18 protein-coding genes and 1 pseudogene are annotated in these 19,463 nt (G+C 51.7%); 10 read left to right on the top strand and 9 right to left on the bottom strand.

Annotation, left to right across the window (positions count from 1 at the left end):
• Window positions 1–8: 8 nt before the first annotated feature.
• Window positions 9–947 carry a sugar phosphate isomerase/epimerase family protein gene (locus ACFOLF_RS35090; RefSeq protein ID WP_210046012.1) on the bottom strand — a complete coding sequence of 313 codons (939 nt, stop codon included), beginning with the start codon at window positions 945–947 and terminating at the stop codon, window positions 9–11.
• Between the two features lie 215 nt (window positions 948–1,162).
• Here ACFOLF_RS35090 and ACFOLF_RS35085 point away from each other — a divergent pair, with 215 nt between their 5' ends.
• Entirely contained in the window at window positions 1,163–2,368 is a 1,206-nt protein-coding gene (locus ACFOLF_RS35085; protein ID WP_210046013.1) for an ROK family protein, read from the top strand.
• 245 nt (window positions 2,369–2,613) lie between these two features.
• Window positions 2,614–3,774 (top strand): L-dopachrome tautomerase-related protein, encoded by a 1,161-nt coding sequence (locus tag ACFOLF_RS35080; RefSeq protein WP_379113253.1) that lies wholly within the window; start codon window positions 2,614–2,616, stop codon window positions 3,772–3,774.
• A 21-nt stretch (window positions 3,775–3,795) separates the two neighbouring features.
• On the opposite strand, the gene ACFOLF_RS35075 is transcribed toward ACFOLF_RS35080, so the two are convergent.
• Window positions 3,796–4,242: a hypothetical protein gene (locus ACFOLF_RS35075; RefSeq protein WP_210046015.1), complete on the bottom strand. Its 447-nt coding sequence runs from the start codon at window positions 4,240–4,242 to the stop codon at window positions 3,796–3,798.
• Between the two features lie 367 nt (window positions 4,243–4,609).
• Between ACFOLF_RS35075 and ACFOLF_RS35070 the strand changes: the two genes are divergently transcribed.
• Window positions 4,610–5,500, top strand: a complete 891-nt coding sequence (locus ACFOLF_RS35070; protein ID WP_210046016.1) for an ABC transporter ATP-binding protein — start codon at window positions 4,610–4,612, stop codon at window positions 5,498–5,500.
• Window positions 5,497–6,309 carry an ABC transporter permease subunit gene (locus ACFOLF_RS35065; RefSeq protein WP_210046017.1) on the top strand — a complete coding sequence of 271 codons (813 nt, stop codon included), beginning with the start codon at window positions 5,497–5,499 and terminating at the stop codon, window positions 6,307–6,309. Before ACFOLF_RS35070 ends, ACFOLF_RS35065 begins: the two co-directional genes overlap by 4 nt.
• A gap of 132 nt (window positions 6,310–6,441) precedes the next feature.
• On the opposite strand, the gene ACFOLF_RS35060 is transcribed toward ACFOLF_RS35065, so the two are convergent.
• Window positions 6,442–7,212 carry a phytanoyl-CoA dioxygenase family protein gene (locus ACFOLF_RS35060; protein ID WP_210046018.1) on the bottom strand — a complete coding sequence of 257 codons (771 nt, stop codon included), beginning with the start codon at window positions 7,210–7,212 and terminating at the stop codon, window positions 6,442–6,444.
• A gap of 39 nt (window positions 7,213–7,251) precedes the next feature.
• Window positions 7,252–8,127 (bottom strand): SMP-30/gluconolactonase/LRE family protein, encoded by an 876-nt coding sequence (locus ACFOLF_RS35055; RefSeq protein ID WP_210046019.1) that lies wholly within the window; start codon window positions 8,125–8,127, stop codon window positions 7,252–7,254.
• A 205-nt stretch (window positions 8,128–8,332) separates the two neighbouring features.
• On the opposite strand from ACFOLF_RS35055, the gene ACFOLF_RS35050 reads away from it, so the two are divergent.
• Both ACFOLF_RS35050 and ACFOLF_RS35045 read left to right on the top strand, forming a co-directional pair.
• On the top strand, window positions 8,333–8,830 hold the full coding sequence (locus ACFOLF_RS35050; RefSeq protein WP_210046020.1) for a hypothetical protein: 498 nt from the start codon (window positions 8,333–8,335) through the stop codon (window positions 8,828–8,830).
• 1 nt (window position 8,831) lies between these two features.
• Window positions 8,832–9,452, top strand: coding sequence for a TetR family transcriptional regulator (locus ACFOLF_RS35045; RefSeq protein ID WP_210046021.1), 621 nt, complete (start codon window positions 8,832–8,834; stop codon window positions 9,450–9,452).
• A 50-nt stretch (window positions 9,453–9,502) separates the two neighbouring features.
• Here ACFOLF_RS35045 and ald read toward each other — a convergent pair whose 3' ends face one another.
• The 3 genes from ald to ACFOLF_RS35030 form a co-directional block, all read right to left on the bottom strand.
• Window positions 9,503–10,636, bottom strand: coding sequence for an alanine dehydrogenase (gene ald, locus ACFOLF_RS35040; protein ID WP_210046022.1), 1,134 nt, complete (start codon window positions 10,634–10,636; stop codon window positions 9,503–9,505).
• A gap of 154 nt (window positions 10,637–10,790) precedes the next feature.
• Window positions 10,791–12,020: a PucR family transcriptional regulator gene (locus ACFOLF_RS35035; protein ID WP_210046023.1), complete on the bottom strand. Its 1,230-nt coding sequence runs from the start codon at window positions 12,018–12,020 to the stop codon at window positions 10,791–10,793.
• A gap of 38 nt (window positions 12,021–12,058) precedes the next feature.
• Window positions 12,059–13,432: a hypothetical protein gene (locus ACFOLF_RS35030; protein WP_210046024.1), complete on the bottom strand. Its 1,374-nt coding sequence runs from the start codon at window positions 13,430–13,432 to the stop codon at window positions 12,059–12,061.
• Window positions 13,433–13,578: 146 nt separating this feature from the next.
• Here ACFOLF_RS35030 and ACFOLF_RS35025 point away from each other — a divergent pair, with 146 nt between their 5' ends.
• Genes ACFOLF_RS35025 through ACFOLF_RS35010 form a run of 4 tightly spaced genes read left to right on the top strand, consistent with a single transcriptional unit; the run spans window position 13,579 to window position 17,477 of the window.
• A complete protein-coding gene (locus tag ACFOLF_RS35025) occupies window positions 13,579–15,024 on the top strand; it encodes a spore germination protein (protein ID WP_210046043.1) in 1,446 nt (481 codons plus the stop codon).
• Between the two features lie 14 nt (window positions 15,025–15,038).
• A complete protein-coding gene (locus ACFOLF_RS35020) occupies window positions 15,039–16,166 on the top strand; it encodes a Ger(x)C family spore germination protein (RefSeq protein ID WP_210046025.1) in 1,128 nt (375 codons plus the stop codon).
• A gap of 28 nt (window positions 16,167–16,194) precedes the next feature.
• Window positions 16,195–17,283 (top strand): GerAB/ArcD/ProY family transporter, encoded by a 1,089-nt coding sequence (locus ACFOLF_RS35015; RefSeq protein ID WP_210046026.1) that lies wholly within the window; start codon window positions 16,195–16,197, stop codon window positions 17,281–17,283.
• Entirely contained in the window at window positions 17,280–17,477 is a 198-nt protein-coding gene (locus tag ACFOLF_RS35010; RefSeq protein ID WP_210046027.1) for a hypothetical protein, read from the top strand. The genes ACFOLF_RS35015 and ACFOLF_RS35010 overlap by 4 nt, the downstream gene beginning before the upstream one ends.
• Before the next feature lie 68 nt (window positions 17,478–17,545).
• Here ACFOLF_RS35010 and ACFOLF_RS35005 read toward each other — a convergent pair whose 3' ends face one another.
• Together ACFOLF_RS35005 and ACFOLF_RS35000 are read right to left on the bottom strand one after the other, a co-directional pair.
• The gene (locus ACFOLF_RS35005; protein WP_379113255.1) at window positions 17,546–18,130 is read right to left on the bottom strand and encodes an SDR family NAD(P)-dependent oxidoreductase; all 585 of its coding nucleotides are present in this window, start codon (window positions 18,128–18,130) and stop codon (window positions 17,546–17,548) included.
• A 64-nt stretch (window positions 18,131–18,194) separates the two neighbouring features.
• Window positions 18,195–19,416: pseudogene (locus ACFOLF_RS35000) on the bottom strand (IS256 family transposase).
• Window positions 19,417–19,463 lie beyond the last annotated feature (47 nt).

The following is a 19,463-nucleotide window of genomic DNA, read 5'->3' as shown; positions in this document are numbered from 1 at the left end:
CCGATTTTTTAAACGCCGACATTTGATTTGGCAATACTTAGCAAATGCTGCACATCATTGTAGCAAAGCTGCGCCAGCACAGCGTGTACGGGGAGATCGGAGCCAGGTTTGCTGACACTTTCAACCGTCAGATAACCGCTGTATCCGATCTGCTCCAGACCATGGAACACTTCGTACCAGTCGATGCCGCCCTGATTAATGAGCCGGTGACAAAAATATTGTTCTTCATGCTCGCCTTCTCTCGGTATAACTCTGTGATATCGGCCGATATGCGGAACATAATCGCTATATTCGAATGCCCAGGGATACTGCCTTCCTTTCAACAACACGATATCTTTGATATGAACATTAAAGAGGTATGGCTTCAGACGTTTGATCGTTCCTGTTCCGTAATCGGCCGGCACCTGATACAGGTTGACCGGGTCCAATATCAGCCCCACATTGCTGCGCCCCACCGCTTCAATAAAGGCGATCGATGAATCCGCATGATCACATAATGTTCCATGGTGCATTTCAATAACCGTCCGGATATTCCGCTGGCTTGCGGCATCGGCGCATCGTTGAAACCACTTCACCGCTTTTGCATAATCATCCCTGGAAACCTCACTGGAATGCTGAAATCCCGGATTCAATCTCATCATGCCGCAGCCAATCGTTGATGCAAAATTGAGGTAGCGTTCCCATTTCTGAACCTCCGCATGATTCTCCTCCTCTGTGTTACAGGCGAAATTACCTGCAAATAAAGACAGATTGACAGGTTTGAGATGATTGCCCTCAAGCAGCTCTTTAATCTGCTCTGCCCGCTCTTGCGGGATATGACCGTCTGCCAGCTCGCCTACACCGCGAATCTCGACGCCTTCATAGCCAATCGCAGCGGCATCCTTCAAAAAATGTTCGATAGTGGAATCATCATACATATTACCGCCCAATACGATCATCGCTTTCATCCTATCCCCTCCGTAATAGCGCTTACATTTCTGAAGGTATCATAATTTATGAAAGATACTTATGTCAAGATATAAATTAAGTTTTGGTTTTGAGTGAAATATTGAGACTGATATGGCGAGTAAAGGTATTTCCGCCTTGATCTTTGTTCTGTTTTTTATTAAACTAAATATTAGCTTCAATTTAACCACATAATGATATAGCGATGGTGACGTTCATGATAATTCCTAACAAAAGCGATCAAAAAGGCAGCAAGACCAGCATCATCCAGGCCTTGCGAATGCACGGATCCATGCCCCGGATTAAATTGACCAAAGTAACTGAACTGAGCAGAGCCACCATCTCTTCTACGATTTCCGAGCTTATGGATTGGAATCTTGTAAAAGAAACGGAAAAAGCCCCCTCCACAGGGGGACGCCCAGCCATTTCACTGGAGCTCGTCCCGGGGTCCCATGCTATTATGGGCGCCGATTTAAATGATCAGGTATGGACGCTTGGCGTATTCGATTTACTCGGAAATGTCCTGCATACGACGAAAATACCGGTCAGCTCGTCTCAACCGGAAGCAGCGATTGATGAATTGACGGATCAAACTTCAAAGTTTGTGAAGGAATTCGACAAAGAGGTCATTAAATTGTTCGGTCTGGGTGTGCCGGGCCTTGTTGATACAAGACGAGGTATTATCAGGAGCGCATCGGATTTGGGCTGGTCTAACGTGGACATTGAGGAAATGGTAAATAAAAAGCTTGGTTGGCCTACCGTGGCCATAAACAGGCATCATGCCCGCGGGCTTTCCGAATGCCGGTTCGGCTCTGGAAGCAGCTACAAGCATATGATTTATGTCGGGGTCGGCTCCGGCATAGCTGCCGGAATCTTTAATGACCGGCAGCTGGTATCGGGTTCCTTCGGCGGAGCCGGTGAGCTCGGACATATTACGGTTGAACCTGATGGACCCGTATGTCCGTGCGGGAATAACGGTTGTCTGCACCTCTATTCTACGGCTTCCGCAATCGAACAGGAAGCCCGCAAACAGCTTCGCTCCGGTCAGTATGAAAGCTTGCTGAACGGCGTCATTCCAGGTTACGACCTCCAGCTGCTTCAGGCAAAGGACGTTTGCCTGGCCGCCGACCAGGGCGATGAATTGGCGATGAGAGTCGTGAATCATGCCGCCACCTATCTGGGCATTGCACTGGCTAATCTGGTCAATTTGCTGAATCCTGAAGCTATCATTCTTGGGGGCTCCATACCCAGCATGTGCAGCACTTATGTCCAAACCGCCACAAAAGTTATGAAGCAGCGGTCCATGACGGCTCTCTCTGCCGGAATCGCGGTGGACACCGCCATATTGACAGAGGTCGGCGGCGCGCTCGGCGCAATCAATTATGCGCTTGATCGGCATTTCTCATTTACAATGATCCAGTAAAGACATCAAGTATTATGGCGGCTTCCACACTCTCCTATGTTACATGTCACGGGCAGCCTTGGACAATGATGGAGCTTGCCCGAAGCGTATCATATCGGCCAGGTCTTGCAGGTATACCAGCTGCAGGGCTCTTTGGTCATCAACAAGATCGTTTGAATAACCGGAGCCAGCATCTTCTTCCGCAATAGACATATATAATATAAGACCAGACTATTATCGTTGACCACTTGCGGGAGGTTATATTGATGCAATCCCATCTCAGTCCTATAGGACAATATCGAATGATCTTTCATTGGAGCCGATTGGATTGGAATTTTCCCGACCCTGCGATGAAGCTGGATTTTGAAGCCAATCAATATTGGAAAAAAGCGCCGGCTTGCGGAGTAAAGGTGGATCAGCAAGGGCGCTATTATGTCTCGGTGCCGCGCTGGGCCGCGGGTATTCCCGCCACGATGAACCGAATCGTGATTAAGGACGGAAAACCGCTCCTCGACGCTTTTCCAAGCTGGGAGTGGAATCAGGCGGGGAATGTCCATGCTCTTCAATCCGTACTGGGTTACGAGATTGATGAGTTTAACCGGATTTGGCTGCTGGATCAAGGAAAGATCGCCTACGAGCCGTCTCCCGATGGGTCGCAAAAGCTGGTCGTCTGGGATTTGAATACCAATCGGATGATCGATTCCATTAACATCCCGGATGAGATCGCATCTTACCGGACTTCGTTCCTGAATGATCTGGTCGTGGATAACAAGAACGGCTTTGTCTATATAACCGATTCCGGCAGCGGGTGGCCCGATCACCCGCTGGACGGGGGAATCATTGTGTACAACATGAGGACGAGAACGCTCAGACGGGTGCTTGACCGGCATTACAGCACACAGGATTTTCCCGGTTTTCAATTTCAAATTGACGACAAACCGATATACAAAAATCAGCCTGTGCGAATCGGTGCAGACGGCATCGCTTTATCCGCGGACCGCTCCACCTTGTATTACTGCCCGCTCACAGGTCGCAATCTGTATGCGATTGATACCTCGCGATTAAGAAATTACAATACGCCCTTGGCGGAAATCAGCCAGGCTGTGCGGGCCATCGGCAGCAAGCGAACAACCTCCGGAGGAATTCACGCGGATAATAGAGGTAATGTGTTCTACAGCATGCTGGAAGGCAAGGGAGCAGGCGCCTACAGCCCTTTCAGCAATACCTTCCAGGATTTTGTGTCCGATGACCGCATGCTGTGGGTGGACGGGGTTGCTTTTGACCAGAAAGGCTCTCTTCTCTTCAACAGCAACCGGATTTACGGGATGTTTGGGGGCTATGAAATGGATTGGACCTATCCCTATAACCTGGTCATCTGGAAAGCCTTTGTCGGAAATGGCGTAAAGTCGTACCTGTATGCCCATTGATAACATAATCTTCCGTAGAAGTTAATCAATCAAATCATGCTCCTTCAACGCCGCCTCCTCATCACCTGCGATGTAAGCAAAGATTCTGGGGGTATCCCCGATAAATTGAAGCAGGTAGGTCTCATCAAAATCGATGCTGATCTCCTTCCCATCCTTTTGACGGCAATAGACGGCTCTCCAGTGGATAGCAGCGGCCGCATGCAAATCATCCATCTTGAAGGTATGGATTGACGTGATGCTCATTGACTTTGTCCCGATACGCCGTTGATTCTCGAACGCGGGCTTCAGTGCTTCCGCATATTGTTCATCATTCTGGAAAACTTGAACCCCTTTGGGATTGGCCTCCAGGAAGCTTTCTGTATAAGCGGCAGTCATGGCCGGCACTTCTATGCTTTCGGGGTCTGCAAGGGCATCATTAATACGCTGCTCATACGCGCGGAAGAACTGTGTTACCGTTTGAGTTCGCATGTTTCGGGCCTCCTCTTGAATTAATTCCTTCCTGACTTATTACCCATATCCCAGGGATAAGGATCCTATCATTGAAAAATCATATCGAAGACCGCCCTTTGGAGAGAGCGGTCTGATTCGGGCTGCGTTAGTAAGGGCAAGACCATCCCCGATACCCCTGCGCCTTCATCCTGCCAAGTCCATCCTCCCCTTCGAATCTTCAATACTCGATTCACCAGCCGAAGAATGCCCTGCATTACCTCTAATTGATGAAATATAAATTAAATATATTTCACAACCCATTGACTTCTTTATCCTGCAGATCTATCATAATTTATGTAATAATAAAGTAAAATAATTTCATAATTTAGTTCGAGGTGAGCGATGAATGTTGATTGTGGAGGGACTGACCAAGGTTTTTGCCAATGGCAAAGGAATAGCGGATGTATCATTCACGGTGAACAGAGGCGAAGTATTCGGATTTCTCGGGCCTAACGGTGCGGGCAAATCGACAACTATCCGTCATATTATGGGATTCATGAAGCCGGAACGGGGAAAAGTGTCCATCAAGGGGCTCGACACCTGGACGAAGCAGGGAGTTGTACAGAAGCTGGTCGGATACCTGCCGGGAGAGATCGCTTTTATCGAAGGCATGACAGGAAAGGATTTTCTTGAATTCATGTCCAGGATGCAAAGAGTCAATAACTCGGCCAAGCGGAGCCGTCTGATCGAAAGACTGCAATTCGACGTCAATACGCCAATCCGCAAGATGTCCAAAGGAATGAAACAAAAGGTCGGTATCGTGGCGGCGTTCATGCATGATCCCGAATTGATCATTCTGGACGAACCGACTTCCGGCCTCGATCCGCTGATGCAGCAAATATTCATTGAGCTTGTGCTTGAAGAGAAAGCGCAAGGGACCACGTTCCTCATGTCCTCCCACAGCTTCCCCGAGGTTGAGCGAACCTGCGACCGCGCCGCCATAATCAAGGATGGCAGGATCATAGCGGTTAAAAACATTCATGAGCTTCAATCCATGCAGCGCAAGCTGGTCGAGATCGTGTTTGAGCATGAGGAGGATGCCGGGAAGTTTGCGTCAGCGGGCAATATGCCGGTCGAATCGCATGACGGCCGCCGAATCACCGTCGCCGTGCAAGGCAATTATAACGATCTGATCCAGGAAACAGCCAAATACCCGGTTCGCAGCCTTGATGTCAAAGCGCAAAATCTTGAGGATGTTTTTATGCATTATTATGACCGGAAGGAGTGCGTTCGATGAACCTCCCTCTTTTCAAGCAAATGATGAAAATCAATCTCAAAGGCATCAGCAATTACGCCTTCGGCTCGGCATTCTATATTCTGCTCATGTTCTGGCTTTATCCCGGAATCGCTGATAATACAGGTGCTCTCAATGACCTGATGGAAGCGATGCCCGATGGTCTGGTGAACGCGTTCGGCATTCAGGGCGGTTTCGGAAGCATGGAAGCTTTCATCTCCGGGGAGTATTACGGGCTCATCCTCCCCCTCCTGCTTGCGATATTCAGCGTTATGCTTTCGACACAGCTTATGGCAAGGCTGGTTGATCAAGGCTCCATGGCGTATCTGCTGTCAACCCCGACGACCCGGCAGCGCATTGCCGCGACCCAGGCAGGCGTGCTGGCTGCGGGACTTCTGCTGATTATGGTCGTTGCTACAGCGGCGGGCTTTCTTGGATATGCCTGGTTTATCGGCGATCAGTTCGAATTTGACGGCTCCCGTTTCATACTGATGAATGCGGTCGCTTGGACGCTGTTTATTGCGGTCAGCGGGATCTCCTTCCTCGTCTCCTCGCTTGCCAACGATGAGAAGAAAGCATTGGGAATTTCCGGTGTTCTCACCTTCGGCATGTTCGGCCTGGATATGCTCGGCAAAATAAGCGACAGCGTCGAATGGCTCAGGTTCGTTTCAGTCTTTTCTCTATACAAGCCAGGCGAAATTGTAAATGGCGGCGGCGACCCGCTGTTGGCCTCGATTATTCTGCTTGTGATCGGCATAGCCGGCTTCGCCGCCGGTATCGCTGCATTCAGCAAACGGGATCTGCCGCTCTAATTAAAATCCCCCCAGACTGACGATGCCGGGAGTCTTATTATAGACTCCTTGAAGCATTGTCCGCCTTGAGGGGATTTTTCCTGGTTTGAGAAGGCCCGGTCCTTCCGCTCTATTTTGTTAATCCGCGGCTTGTCAGCTGCTTGTGGATAGCAGCATCGGCTGCATGCCCGGCCAGTGCCGCCACATATCGATAAGCGGCGCCTTCCAGTCATTCTTGCGGTCGATATGATCGACCCGGAAGTACAGGGAATAGCGGATGCGCTCGGATACGTTCATGCCCCCCGCGTGGATAAGCTGATAATGCGTTAGGATCAAATCCCCGGGCTCCCCCGTAATCTGCACCGGCTTGGGTAGAGGCACATTGGTTGACCGGTGGATCGTCTGAAACCCTTCATCCTGGAATAAAATCTCGGGGCCATGCTCGCGAAAATAGGCCTCATAGGCCCGATGGGTTCCCGGATACACAGTAAAATTCCCTTGGTGCTGCCCGGTTTTATCGCTGAGGATAAGTCCGACAAGGGCAGTGAAGTTCTGCGCAACGCCGTCTTTGACGCGAAGAACGCCGTCCAGATGCGCACCATGATGATCATCCACAGGATGATCCGGATAATCAGGGAAGCGAAGCGCAATCTGTCCGAGCTGAACAGGATGATAGCTGTCTTCCCCGACAAGTGAATCGACAAGCGCTTTGGCTGGTGTTTTGTTAAACAAATCCGTAATGATCTGCTCCGTCTCCAGTTCTCTGCAGTAGTTGGCCCCGCGGTGATCAGCCGGAATGCCTTTGCCGATCGAATGATTAATCGCCTTCATGGCCTGCTCTACCATGATCCTGGGCACCACACCCGGTACCTTGACATAGCCCTGCTCCAGAAGCTGCTTCTTCTGCTCATACATTAACTGCATTTGATTGCCTCCTTGGAATTTAGGATCATCATTTCATGGTCATGAGCCGAACGAATAGCTCGGCAGCCCTTGTACCCCTGGCTTCAAGCGGAAAATTCCGCCTGACAGCGGCCGCTGTCGAAGCTCCTCTTCGGGCAGCCCCGTCCTTGCCGTCGTAATGTAGAGCTCATCAAGCAGGTCTCCGCCGAAAACGCAAGAGGTTACCCGCGCGGCAGGCACCTCCACTTTAAGCAGCCGCTCTCCGGTTTCCGGATTGAAGCGGGATACGCAGTAACCGTCCCACTGCGCGATCCAGAGCATGCCCTCCATGTCCGTTGTCATGCCGTCCGGCGATCCCTCGCCCTCCGGAATCGTGATGATGACGCGCCCTTCTCCAAGCCGCCCGGTATCGTGGTCAAACGGATAGGCCTTGACCTGCTTCGTCGGTGAATCGATATAATACATCGTCGTGTGATCAGGGCTCCACGTGATTCCGTTGGAGCATGTAATGCCAGACACCTTCTTCTCGATCTCACCATTCGGATATAGGCAGTATAAGGCGCCGCCGGGACTCCGCTCGGTCAGCTCCATCGTACCCGCCCAGAACCTTCCTTTTGCATCGCATTTTCCATCGTTAAACCGGTTGGCCGCTATCCCCGCCTCCGGGTCGCCAATCGGATGCAGCAGGCCGCTTGCGGGATCGAACCGGAAGAATCCGTCCCTGGCGGCAATAACAAATCCGTTATTCCGGTCGGGCACGACCGCCCCGACATACTGGCCAATCTCGTATTTCAGGTCCGTTCCCGACCCGGGATCGAAGATATGGATTTGCGATTCCATAATGTCCACCCAGTAGAGCAGCCCTTTGCCGGCATCCCAGCTGGGACCTTCGCCAAGCGTCGCCCTGGCATCCAACACCAATTCCAAATTGTCCATGTCGCATCCCCTTACAATCAAATTGATTACGGTCAGCCATTTACCCTTACTTTTCCTGATTCTAATGTCTTCGCGAATATTTTCTTATATCCTTCCTTTGAGACGCCTATTGACACCGGAAGCTTCACAAGTTATATTCTGATTAATCAATCAAATTTTTATTTTATCAATCAAATAATTTATCGAAGAATGGATGGTGCTCACCATGAATGAGAAAAACGGGGAACAGCGGGGAACCGGAGAGCCGGACTGGAATGCAAAGCTGCTGCCGCTCATTAGTGCGTTGGCCGGTATTGTCGTCTTGTGGGCGACCTGGTTTTTCTACAATAATGCGCTGGACGATCCCGGATTTCCCTGGTATCGTTGGATACAGCCGGTCCTGATGGTGCTTGGCGGCGTTATGTGCCTTATTGCGGCGCCATTATTGCTGATGCGCAGGGATTCCGGCCGGGATCTACTTCGTATGGCCGTTGTCATTATTCCGGCTATACTCGCTATAAGATTGCTGATTGTCGGCATTCTCTTCCTCGTGAAGCTTGTCAGCAAGCTTTCCGACGGGACGGTTAATGACTGGTTGAGCGGTATAAGTGATTTGAATCCCGTCAAAATTGGCATTAACATTGCTGTAGTGGCGGTCGTTATCCTGTTTGTCCTCTGGGGTAAGGCCGCCTCTAAAGCCAAACAGACAACCAAGGAGAAATAGCATGACCAAAAAAGCGGACGAAAAACAATCATTCATCACCGAGGCGAGACGCACACAAATTGTCGATGCAGCAATCACCACGCTGGATGAGATCGGCTACGTCCATGCAAGTCTCGCCCAAATCGCCAAAAGAGCCGGAATCAGCACCGCTTTGATCTCTTACCATTTTAAAGACAAAAACGATCTGATGGACCAGACGCTGATCATGCTGGTCACCGATGCCGCAGCTTATGTATTGGAAAGAACCCGGGCTGCAGCAACCGCCCGGGAAAAGCTGCACAGCTTTATCGCCGCAAGTCTCGCTTATCAGGCTACGCGTCCCAAGCACAACACCGCGTTGATCGAGATTGTTTTTCATGCCCGGACGCCTGATAATATTCCCTACTATAAGCTGAGCGACGATGAAGAGGAGCCGCTTCTTCATGAGCTTCATCAGATCTTGTATGATGGGCAATCGAGCGGGGAATTTCGTGAATTCAATGTTCATGTCATGGCGAGCGCTATTCAGGGGGCCATTGGAGAATATACGGCGCATTCGGGCATTGCCGGCAAAGTCGACCTGGAGTCGTATAACGCGGAGCTGGCAGTTCTATTCGATAAAGCGGTTCTTGGCAATATATAAGGACCGCCAACCAGGAAGGTCAGCGGTCCTGACTGTAAATCATACAGCGGTCAGGCTGTCGGGCGGGCTGCGGCCACTTCCGTGACCGGAACGTACCGGAGCTTCATCTCGCGGGCGACCGCTTCGTGGGTAATGGAGCCGCAGGCGGTATTGATGCCGCGGGCCAGCGATTCGTCAGACGCCGCGGCTGCAGCGATTCCCTGACCGGCTATCTTCAGCGCGTAAGGCAGCGTCGCATTCTCCAACGCGAGCGCCGAGGTGCGCGGAACGGCCCCCGGCATGTTCGCCACGGCATAATGAACGACTCCGTGCTTCACATAGGTAGGATCGGAGTGGGTCGTAATCCGGTCGACGGTCTCGATGGAGCCGCCTTGATCGATAGCCACATCGACGATAACTGAACCGGGCGCCATCCTCTTGACCATTTCCTCGCTGACCAGCCTCGGAGCCCTTGCGCCTGGAATGAGAACCGCTCCGATCAGCAGGTCAGCCTTGCGAACCGCCCGTTCCAGCTCGTATGGATTTGACATCAGCGTCGTGACCTGGCCTGTGAACAGATCGTCGATTATCCGCAGCCGTTCCGCGCTCACATCCAGCACCGTAACGCGGGCTCCCGCTCCCAATGCCCGTTTGGCGGCATTCATTCCGACCATACCTCCTCCCACGATCACGACTTCGCCCGGCTGAACTCCGGGTACGCTTCCCAGCAGGATCCCCTTGCCTCCATGCGTCTTCTCCAGAAATTGCGCGCCGATCTGCACCGCCATGCGTCCCGCCACTTCGCTCATTGGCGAAAGAAGAGGCAGCGAGCGGTTGTCCAGCTGAACCGTCTCGAATGCGACGCCCCATACTTCCCGATCCAGCAACGCACGGGTCAATTCCGGTTCCGGAGCCAGGTGCAGATAAGCGAAGAGAATCAAATTTTTCCGAAAATAACCGTATTCCTCCGGCAGCGGTTCCTTGACCTTCATGATCATATCCGCGTGGCCCCATACCTCTGCAGCCTTGTCCAGAATCCTCGCTCCCCGGGTTATGTATTCCGCATCGGCAAAGCCGCTGCCGGTACCGGCCGAACTTTCCAGCAGCACCTCATGTCCTTGCCGGGTCAATGCACTCACACCTGCGGGCGTTAAAGCTACCCTGTTCTCGTTATTCTTGATCTCTCTCGGCACGCCAATTATCATTTGAATCATCCTCCAACTGGTAAGTTATATTGATTTGAACCCAGTATATAGGAGAAGAAATTTTTCCACATCGTGGCGCGCATAGAAAATGCCGGACGGTTTTTGTGAAATTCCACAAACCTTCGTCCGGCATATCTGTCTGGTTGGGTGCTCTTCAGCCGCCGCTCTGCAAATACAGGAAAGCGGCGACCTTGTCCGACATGCTTTTCAGATTGATGCCGCTGATTTCATTCATCCGCACCATCCGGTAGCCCAGCGTATTCGGATGGATATGCAGCCTCTCGGCCGCTTCGCGGACGCCGCAGTCGCAGTCAAGCAGCACGGAGAGCGTATGGGTCAAATCCGCCTGATGCTCGCGGTCATATTCACGCAGAAGCCTGACGTGGGAATTCACGATAGCTTCCGCCTCAATCGTCTCCGCTACAGCGGGCAGGTAATGCCGGTAGCCCAGCTCTTCATAGACGAGCTCCTGGACTGAAGCCCGTGGAAACCTTCTGCGGATGCCGATCACCTTGAGCGCTTCCGCATAGCTGCGCGGGGCCAGGCTGTACTCCCTTGCCGTCAATCCGCCGGCTCCGACCGTTGCCTGCACATCCGGAAACGCCCTGGCAAGCCGGTCGGCCAAATGTTCCAGCGATGCCTTCCATTCTCCCGGGCTGCTGAGCATCTTCGCATCACCGGCAAGGAACAATACGCGCTCCCCGACTGCTGCATGGGCCAGACTGTAGAGGCCTGTCTCCTCCTCAATCACTCCGCCGGCCTGATTAAGGAGCGGCCATACGGCCGAAGCGTCGAGATTGAAGTCGACTGCAACAATGCGGTAATATTCGGGCAGCGGTCGCTTCAGGCAGCCGGATTGGTGCCGGATCTCGGCCTCCGTAGCAAAATACCCTTCAACGAGCCGGCTCAGGAACATATCCTGGCTCAGATCGGAGCGCCAGCGCGATTCCGTCTGACGCTGCAGCTCGCCCGCGATAGACCCGGCTGCCCGGCGCAGCTTCTCCATATCTGACTCTGACAGAGGCTGGTCTGTCTCAGCCGCCCAAATATAGCCGATGACGCGTTTGCCGCTTCTAACGGCGATGGCCACGCGGGAACCCAGGCCAATCTCTTCATTCGCCTCGATACGCTGCGGACCTTCTTCCTTCTGTAATCTCCGGATGACTCCGCCCTCATGGAAGCTGCGGATGACATGCTCGGGCACCCTCCGGCTCATAATCGTCGCGATCCGGATCGCATCCGTGCTTCCGCTGTGCATGCTGTATGCCAGCACGCGGTGCTCCGCATCCTCGATTGTAACCGGGCATTGCAGCATATGGCTGATCTCGTCGGCCCGGCGCTCCAGCCAGCCGATGTTGCCTGCCGGAGATTCTGCAAATGTCATCGCCCTCACCTTTCCTCTCGCTGATCGTTTCTTGCTGCTTATGACCTCAGGCTGATTCCATGCTCAGACAAATGCGTGCGCAAAAAGGAGAAGACGAATACCTGGGTAGGGCGTCCTCTCCCCGCTTTGCGCAATTCCGCCTGCTCTGCCAGACCGGCGTCCGCCCATTGCACCAGCAGACGGTTCGCGCTGCGTGTCGTCAAATCCAGCAGTCCCGCCAGCTCGCCGGCGGTATAGTCAAGCTTGCCATGCCGCGATGCGGAGGCGAACAGGCGGCTTAAGTACGCTGTCGTCAGTCCCGCCTCCTCCGCCGTCTTCAATAATGACGAGTCGCCAAAGCTGAGATCGTACTGAATCGGCTCGGACATTTCGAGCGGCCCGATGAAGGTTTGATCCTCACGGACGATGAAACAGGTGCCTCCACCCGCATCTTTCGTGCTGCGCAGAGCGGCCCGGGCGTTCGTTCCTGCCGCATTGGCGGATACGCCGAAGCCGATGCCGACGCTAAGCGACAGTCCGAACCGTTTCTGGGCTTTCGAAGCAAGCGAGATATATTTGTACCCGCCTGTTTCCCGTTCGAACAGTCCGCGGGTCGTGAAGAACAGGAATTCATTGGGACCAAGCGGCGTCAGGCAGCCGTCCAGCTGTTCGATAAAATCGAGCATGGTCCGCTCCACGTCGAGCCGCAGCTTCTGTACCTCGTGCTCGGAGCTGCAGCTGCGTATGACAGCGTCGAAGTTGTCGATGACAACCATGCCGACAACGATTTGCGATTCCTTGCTTCTCCTGGTTTCCGTGGACAACAGGGCACGCTCCAGGGCAACGACGATATCGTTGTCGGCCGGCTCCATATAGGCACAGGGAATACCGATCGTCTCCAGACGCTCGGCAACGCGGCGGTTCGCCGTCAATGCCGCCGAGCTTTTCCCATCCTGATAATGCCGGAGGTGGAACTGGTACATCTCATCTGCCGAGGACCCGTCTGTCTGGCGAATGCTTATCATTCGCATCGAACCAGGCTCGGTCCCATTGATCATGTGCCTGATCATGTCCTCCGGAAAGGTATCGACCGTCACGCCTTCAAGCGCGGCCGATCCTTGCGCAGCCTGCATCAGCAGCCGGCACAGCGCCTTGAAGAAGCCCGCGCCCGATAACGGCAAATAATGCATCGGTACGGCCGATGGCAGTCTCTCCTTCACAAGCCTGAAAGTATCCGGGTCGGTCATGAAAAGCACCTCCACTTCGCCAAGCAGCCCGGCTGCGCTGCGGATCATATCCTCGACATGCTCTGTCTGACGAACAATGGGCCGGAACGATGGAAAAGACCGCAGAACGCGGAGAATGGGTTCCATCAGCTCGGGAGCGCCTATGAGGCCGATTGGAATATCTTTGTTATTATGAAGCTCCAGCATGAAGAGGGCTCCTCCAGTCGAAAGCGGTAGTGCGCTTTTTTCTATATCATAAGTGGCACAGCCGCTCCAGTGCAACTGCCCGCCGCATAATATTTCCTGAATTGGATAATGATAAACAAAACCGCAAGCTGGCTGGTTAGGAGGGCATCATCCTGATTCTCAAAGACACGGGCAGACAGGTCGTCGATCAAATTAAGGAACGGCTCGGACAATCGCCTGATTTTGTCAGCCATGAATTCGAGCTGATTTCCGGTTTGAGCTTATCCTGCCTCTATATCTCAACAATCGTATCCTCGGAACAGATTGACGAATTCATCTTAAAGCCTGTAATGGTACGAAGTCAGGGGGCGGAACCACCGCATGACCCCATCGAGTGGTTGAAGTCGTTCATACCCAGGGTGCAATCGAGAGAATGCTCGGGAGCCTCTGAAGGCATCCGCAATCTTCTTGAAGGACACTGCCTGCTTATTCCTGCCTTCGACGAGTACTATCTTAGCTACGATGTAGCCCAGGCACAGGCGCGAAGCGTATCCGAACCTGCAACAGAGGCCTCCATTCGCGGTCCGCGGGAAGGCTTCGTCGAAGATATCGAGCGGAATGTCGCATTAATCCGTAAAAGATTGAAATCCGAGCATCTGGTGTTTGAGCAATTGGTGATCGGAACTGAAACCCATACCCAGGTCTATCTGACCTACATCGACAACATCGCTTCGGTGCAAACCGTGGATGAATTCCGCAGACGGCTCAAGTCCATTCATACGGACAGTATTCTGGAGAGTTCTTATATCGAAGAATGGATTCAAGACACGGCGTTGTCGCCGTTTCCCCAGCTCATCAGCACGGAGCGTCCGGATTCGCTCACAGCCAAGCTGCTGGAGGGCCAGATCGGAGTCGTTACGGATGGCACGCCGATTGTGCTTATCGGACCGATTACCTTTTTTCAGCTCTTTACTTCACCCGAAGACTATTATCAGCGGGCGGATATCGCTACGCTGTCGCGCTGGCTGCGGATGCTTGCCTTCCTGCTCTCCATATTCGTGCCTGCTCTCTACATCGCGGTGGTAAGCTATCATCAGGAGCTCCTTCCTACTTCGCTGCTAATCAGCTTGGCCGCGCAGCGCGAGGAAGTGCCCTTCCCAGCTTTTGCCGAAGCTACGATCATGATCATTACCTTCGAGATTTTACGCGAAGCGGGACTGCGCATGCCGCGGATTGCCGGACAATCCATATCGATCGTGGGAGCGCTTGTGCTGGGCCAGGCTGCGGTGGAAGCGGGACTTGTCTCTGCTGCAATGGTTATTGTCGTTTCTCTGACGGCCATCTCCAATTTCGTCTCACCCAACTACAGCTTCGGGATTTCCCAGAGACTTGTACAGTTCGCATTTATGATTCTGGCCGGATTAATGGGTTTATTCGGTTTAATGTGCGGCGTTTTTTTTCTCCTGGTGCATCTCGCTTCATTGCGGTCGTTTGGCGTGAGATATCTCACCCCGCTGGCCCCCGTCGTCTTCTCTGACTGGAAAGATACGCTGGTTCGGGTTCCACGGTTTATGATGAAGCGATTTCCCAAAAAACGGATGGTCGATAAATAAGAAGGTGCCTTGATATGAGAGTTATATTCATCGCTGTGCTCATGCTGGTGTTGTGTACCGGCTGCTGGGATTTGAAAGAAATCAATTCACTTGCGATTATAAGCCTGGCTGGAGTCGATAAGGATCCGGAGTCTGGTGACCTTCTCGCCTATTACCAGGTCATTAATCCGACCGGTCTGTCAACCAGACAAAGCGCTGCGACGAAAGCTGCTGTGTATACCTTTCACTTTAGGGATTTTAGCCACGGAAGATTCACGGAGCAGACAGGCACCTCTATGCCAAGGCGGTTTTTTACGGCCCATCTGCAGAGCTACCTGATATCCGAACGCTATGCCCGGGAAGGGATATTGGATCTGATCAATTTTATCGAGCTTAACCCCGAACGCCGGTCAAGTCTGATTGTTTTTATTACGGATAGTCCAATGCACACGGTCATGAACAGCTTCACGCCTTTGGACAGAGTACCGGGCCGGTTTATCCGCGCCTTGTCGAATCAATATAAACCCAACTTTAGTATGAGTGTTTATCCAATCCGGTTTAAAGACTTGGCCAAGGATATCAATCTTCATACGCCAACGATCCTGCCCATCATTCATTATCATGGAGAGAAGCCTTCCTCCAATAGCGACAGAGTGGAAGAAATCGATGCAAGCGAAGACGGAATCAGCTTCAAAGTAGGAGCCGTGCTCATCCATTCCCGTATGGTTGGCCGTATCGACGAGCAATCGAAGATCCTGTTCTTCATCATGAATAAAAAGTACAGAGAACTGACAGAAACTGTGGAAATCAAGGGCAAGCACGTAGATGTCACGGCGAAGAATTTAAATGTTAAACGCAAATGGATCAAGCCCGCATCGGAGCTTTCTTTCCAAATTACTGGCGACCTGAAAATATTGAACAACCAGCAAACGAGCAAGATGACCGTACAGAATCTGCATTTAATCGAGGAGGCATTTAACCGGAAGCTGGAAGAAAGGGTGCTCGCATTGGATCAGATGGGCAAAACAAAAGGCTGGGATATGCTCGGCATCCAGGATAATGGCGGTAACGAAAAGACATGGCGTCAGACCAAGGTCACGATTAAGGTCAGCTCCAGGATGACAACGACCGGGAACACCAGTACACCATATCTTGAAGAATAGAGGGAGCCAATAGATGGAGAACGCTCAATTGAGTGGGTGGCAGTTATTTAATCTGACCTTTGTATACATCATCGGCACCTCGTTTATCCTGCTGCCGGGGAGCCTTATTGCGAGTGGCAAACAGTACGGCTGGCTTATAATTGTCTGGGCTGCTCTGTACGGCCTGATATTGTCCTGCTTCTGGCTGTATTTGTCCAGCCGGTTTCCCGGGATGAGCATTGTACAAATCGCAGTGCAGGTGCTGGGCAAATGGGCCGGGGGATTGGTTTCCCTCCTGTACATCCTTTTCTTCATCCAAGTCGCATCCTGGGTAACGCGCAACCTCAGTGATTTCATGCATATCAATCTGATGCCCCGGACACCGCTGTCGATCTTCAATATCATGATCCTGCTCGTATGTGCGTATGCGGTTGTGAAAGGAATCGAAACCATCGCTATGGTGAGCGAGTTTTTGGCCCCAATTGTTAATCTGGCATTCTGGATTCCCTTCTCGGTGATGATCAGAGAATGGGATTGGCAGAATTTCAACGTTCCTGGCGTCTTTCATCCTTGGGACACGCTCATCCATACCCGCTATGCGCTTGCTTTTCCCTTTATGGAGACTGTCATTTTTATGATGATATTTCCATTTGCCCAGCGCCGGTTAAAAGCTATATTCCTGTCGGGAATCGGGGGTGCGGGACTCCTTCTCAGCATGTGTGTTTTTTTTACGATTGGCATTCTTGGAGTAGAGCGGAGTTCTCACCTTATCTATCCCGTATTTATCATCTTCCGCGAAATGCAGTTTACGAATTTCGTCGAGCATTTGGAATCGATTATTTCCGTGAACATCCTTCTTATCGTCTGCCTTAAATTAAGCCTACTGTTTTACTGCGCGGTACTTGCCATATGCCAGCTGTTCCAGATTAAAGAGCGAGCCGTTGTAGCCTATCCACTGGTATGGATCATTTCCGCCTATTCCCTGTTGTTCAAAAACATTGTCGAGAACGTCGATTGGATCCAGAAATACTTATTCAATTACTACACGCTATATGCGATCGCGTTCCCCGCCATTCTCATTGTATGCTCTTGGCTGAGGAAGACAAATCATTCGCAGGGAAGTGAAACGCCGACATGAGCCTGATGATTTTTTTATTCATCTTGTTTCTGGCAGTCGGTATGTGGAGGATGTGGTCCAATCAATCAGGCAAGAAGGATAAAGCGCTTTTTGTCAGCATTACGACGCTTGGCGCCGCTCTCTGGGGAAGCATCATCGTCCGTCATCCGTTCGATTTGAATAAATTGATCGCCTGGATGTTTTATTGGCAGTAAAACAAGAAAAAGAACATCCTCACGTTTGCTGCCGCAGAGGATGTTCTTTTTTGCCATATATCTGATCATTAATTCAAGTGCTGCATGACGCCTTGAGGATAAGTTTCTTCATTTACCGTCTTCTGATCGTAGAGATTGTACCAGGCTTCAGCTACGTAATCAGGGTCAAAATTGGTTCCTCGTCTTATTAACGGGCTGATGGAGAGATGGCCTACATAAATCCCCTTCGGCGACAGCTTGTCGTGAAGATTCAGAACATAATTCCGCAGGCCCGCCATCGCGATCCCCACATTGCCGAAGATAGGACTGGGATTCATCGCCGACAGGTCGGTTGTGAACAATAAAGCCCCGCTTCCTCTCTCAAGCATTCCGGGTATGACTTGTCTTGCACTGTTGACAGCCCCGAGAACCAGATTGTTGTAAGCTTGAATAACCGACTCGTCTGTCGTGTCCAGGATCGAGGTGACCGGCATATTACCGCTGTGAGGGCTGTATTCCAGGACATCAATGGAACCATATGTATGATGAATACGCTGAAAAGCTTGAAGGAGCTGATTCTTATTGGTTATATCGGCTGCGAATCCTGCTGCCTCAATTCCCATTTCCTTTAACTGCTCACAGTATTGATCCAGCTTCTCCTGTGTTCGCGACACCAGCGCAAGGGTCTGTCAAATCTTTTGTGTAAACTCTTTTTTGAAGGCTCCCCCCGAGGGGGATTTATCGTAAATGCTGCCCGATGCGATCCGGATAGAAGACCGAGAGCTGCAGGAGCATTTGACCCCAGTTTTGAACACGGCCTGTCCATTTACGGGTGACATCCATGGTGGCCAGATATAGCATTTTTAGTAACGACTCATCCGCCCTGAAAGATGCTTTTTCCCTTCGTCACTTTGCGAAGCTGACGATGGTAACTCTCAATGATATTCGTGGTATAGATGAGCTTGCGGATTTCGGGTGGGTACTTGAAGAAGGTGGCGAGCTCGTCCCAGTTCGTGCGCCATGAACGGATAATAAGCGGGTACTTACTCCCCCAGGTTTCTTCAAAGCGATCGAGTTCCAGCAGCGCCATTTCCTCCGTCGCGGCCTTGTAAATCGGCTTCAGGTCAGCTGTTACCTTCTTCAGATCCTTGTACGAGACGTAACGAGTGGAGTTGCGGATCTGGTGGATGATACATTTCTGGATGTCCGTCTTCGTGTAGCAGGCTTGGATCGCTTGGCTGAAACCCGTCAGATTGTCGACACAGATGATGAGAATATCCTGCACACCCCGGTTCTTGAGATCATTGAGAACACTGAGCCAGAACTTGGCCGACTCATTCTCGCCAATCCACATGCCCAGCACATCCTTGTTGCCGTCCAAATCGATGCCGATAACCATGTACGCTGCTTTGTTCACGATGGCCCCATCCTGCTTCACCTTGAAGTGAATGGCATCCAGAAAAACAACCGCGTACACGCCTTGCAGGGGCCGGTTCTGCCACTCTTTGATTAGGGGAATGATCTTGTTCGTAACGTTGGAAATGAAGGTGGGCGAGATCTCGATGCCATACAGATTCTGCAGGTGATCCTGAATGTCTCGCGTGCTGACACCTTTGGCGTAGAGGGCGATAATTTGATCCTCAATCCCCGTTACATTGGACTGGTGCTTCTTGACGACAAGCGGCTCGAATTCCGCTTGCCGGTCACGAGGAACAGCAATCTCCTGATCCCCATACTCGCTGACGATGTTCTTCTTACTCTTGCCATTACGACTGTTGGTCGTTTGTTTGTTCTGCATGTCGTGTTTCTCATAGCCCAGATGTTCATCCATCTCGGCTTCCAGCATCTCCTGCAGCGTTTCGGCAAACAGCTCTTTCAATGCATTCTGTGCATCTTGTGCCGAGACCAACTTATTTTCCTTGATGAACTGCCGGAGCTGCTGTTTCGTCCATAATCCCATGTGTTCTCCCCAACCTCTCTTATTCTTCCATTGTAATGGGTTTGAGA

It is taken from the genome of Paenibacillus sepulcri, assembly GCF_042647105.1.
GTDB lineage: Bacteria > Bacillota > Bacilli > Paenibacillales > Paenibacillaceae > Paenibacillus_Z > Paenibacillus_Z sepulcri.
Note: the sequence above shows the minus strand (reverse complement) of the source record. Positions and strands in the feature narration are given on the sequence as shown.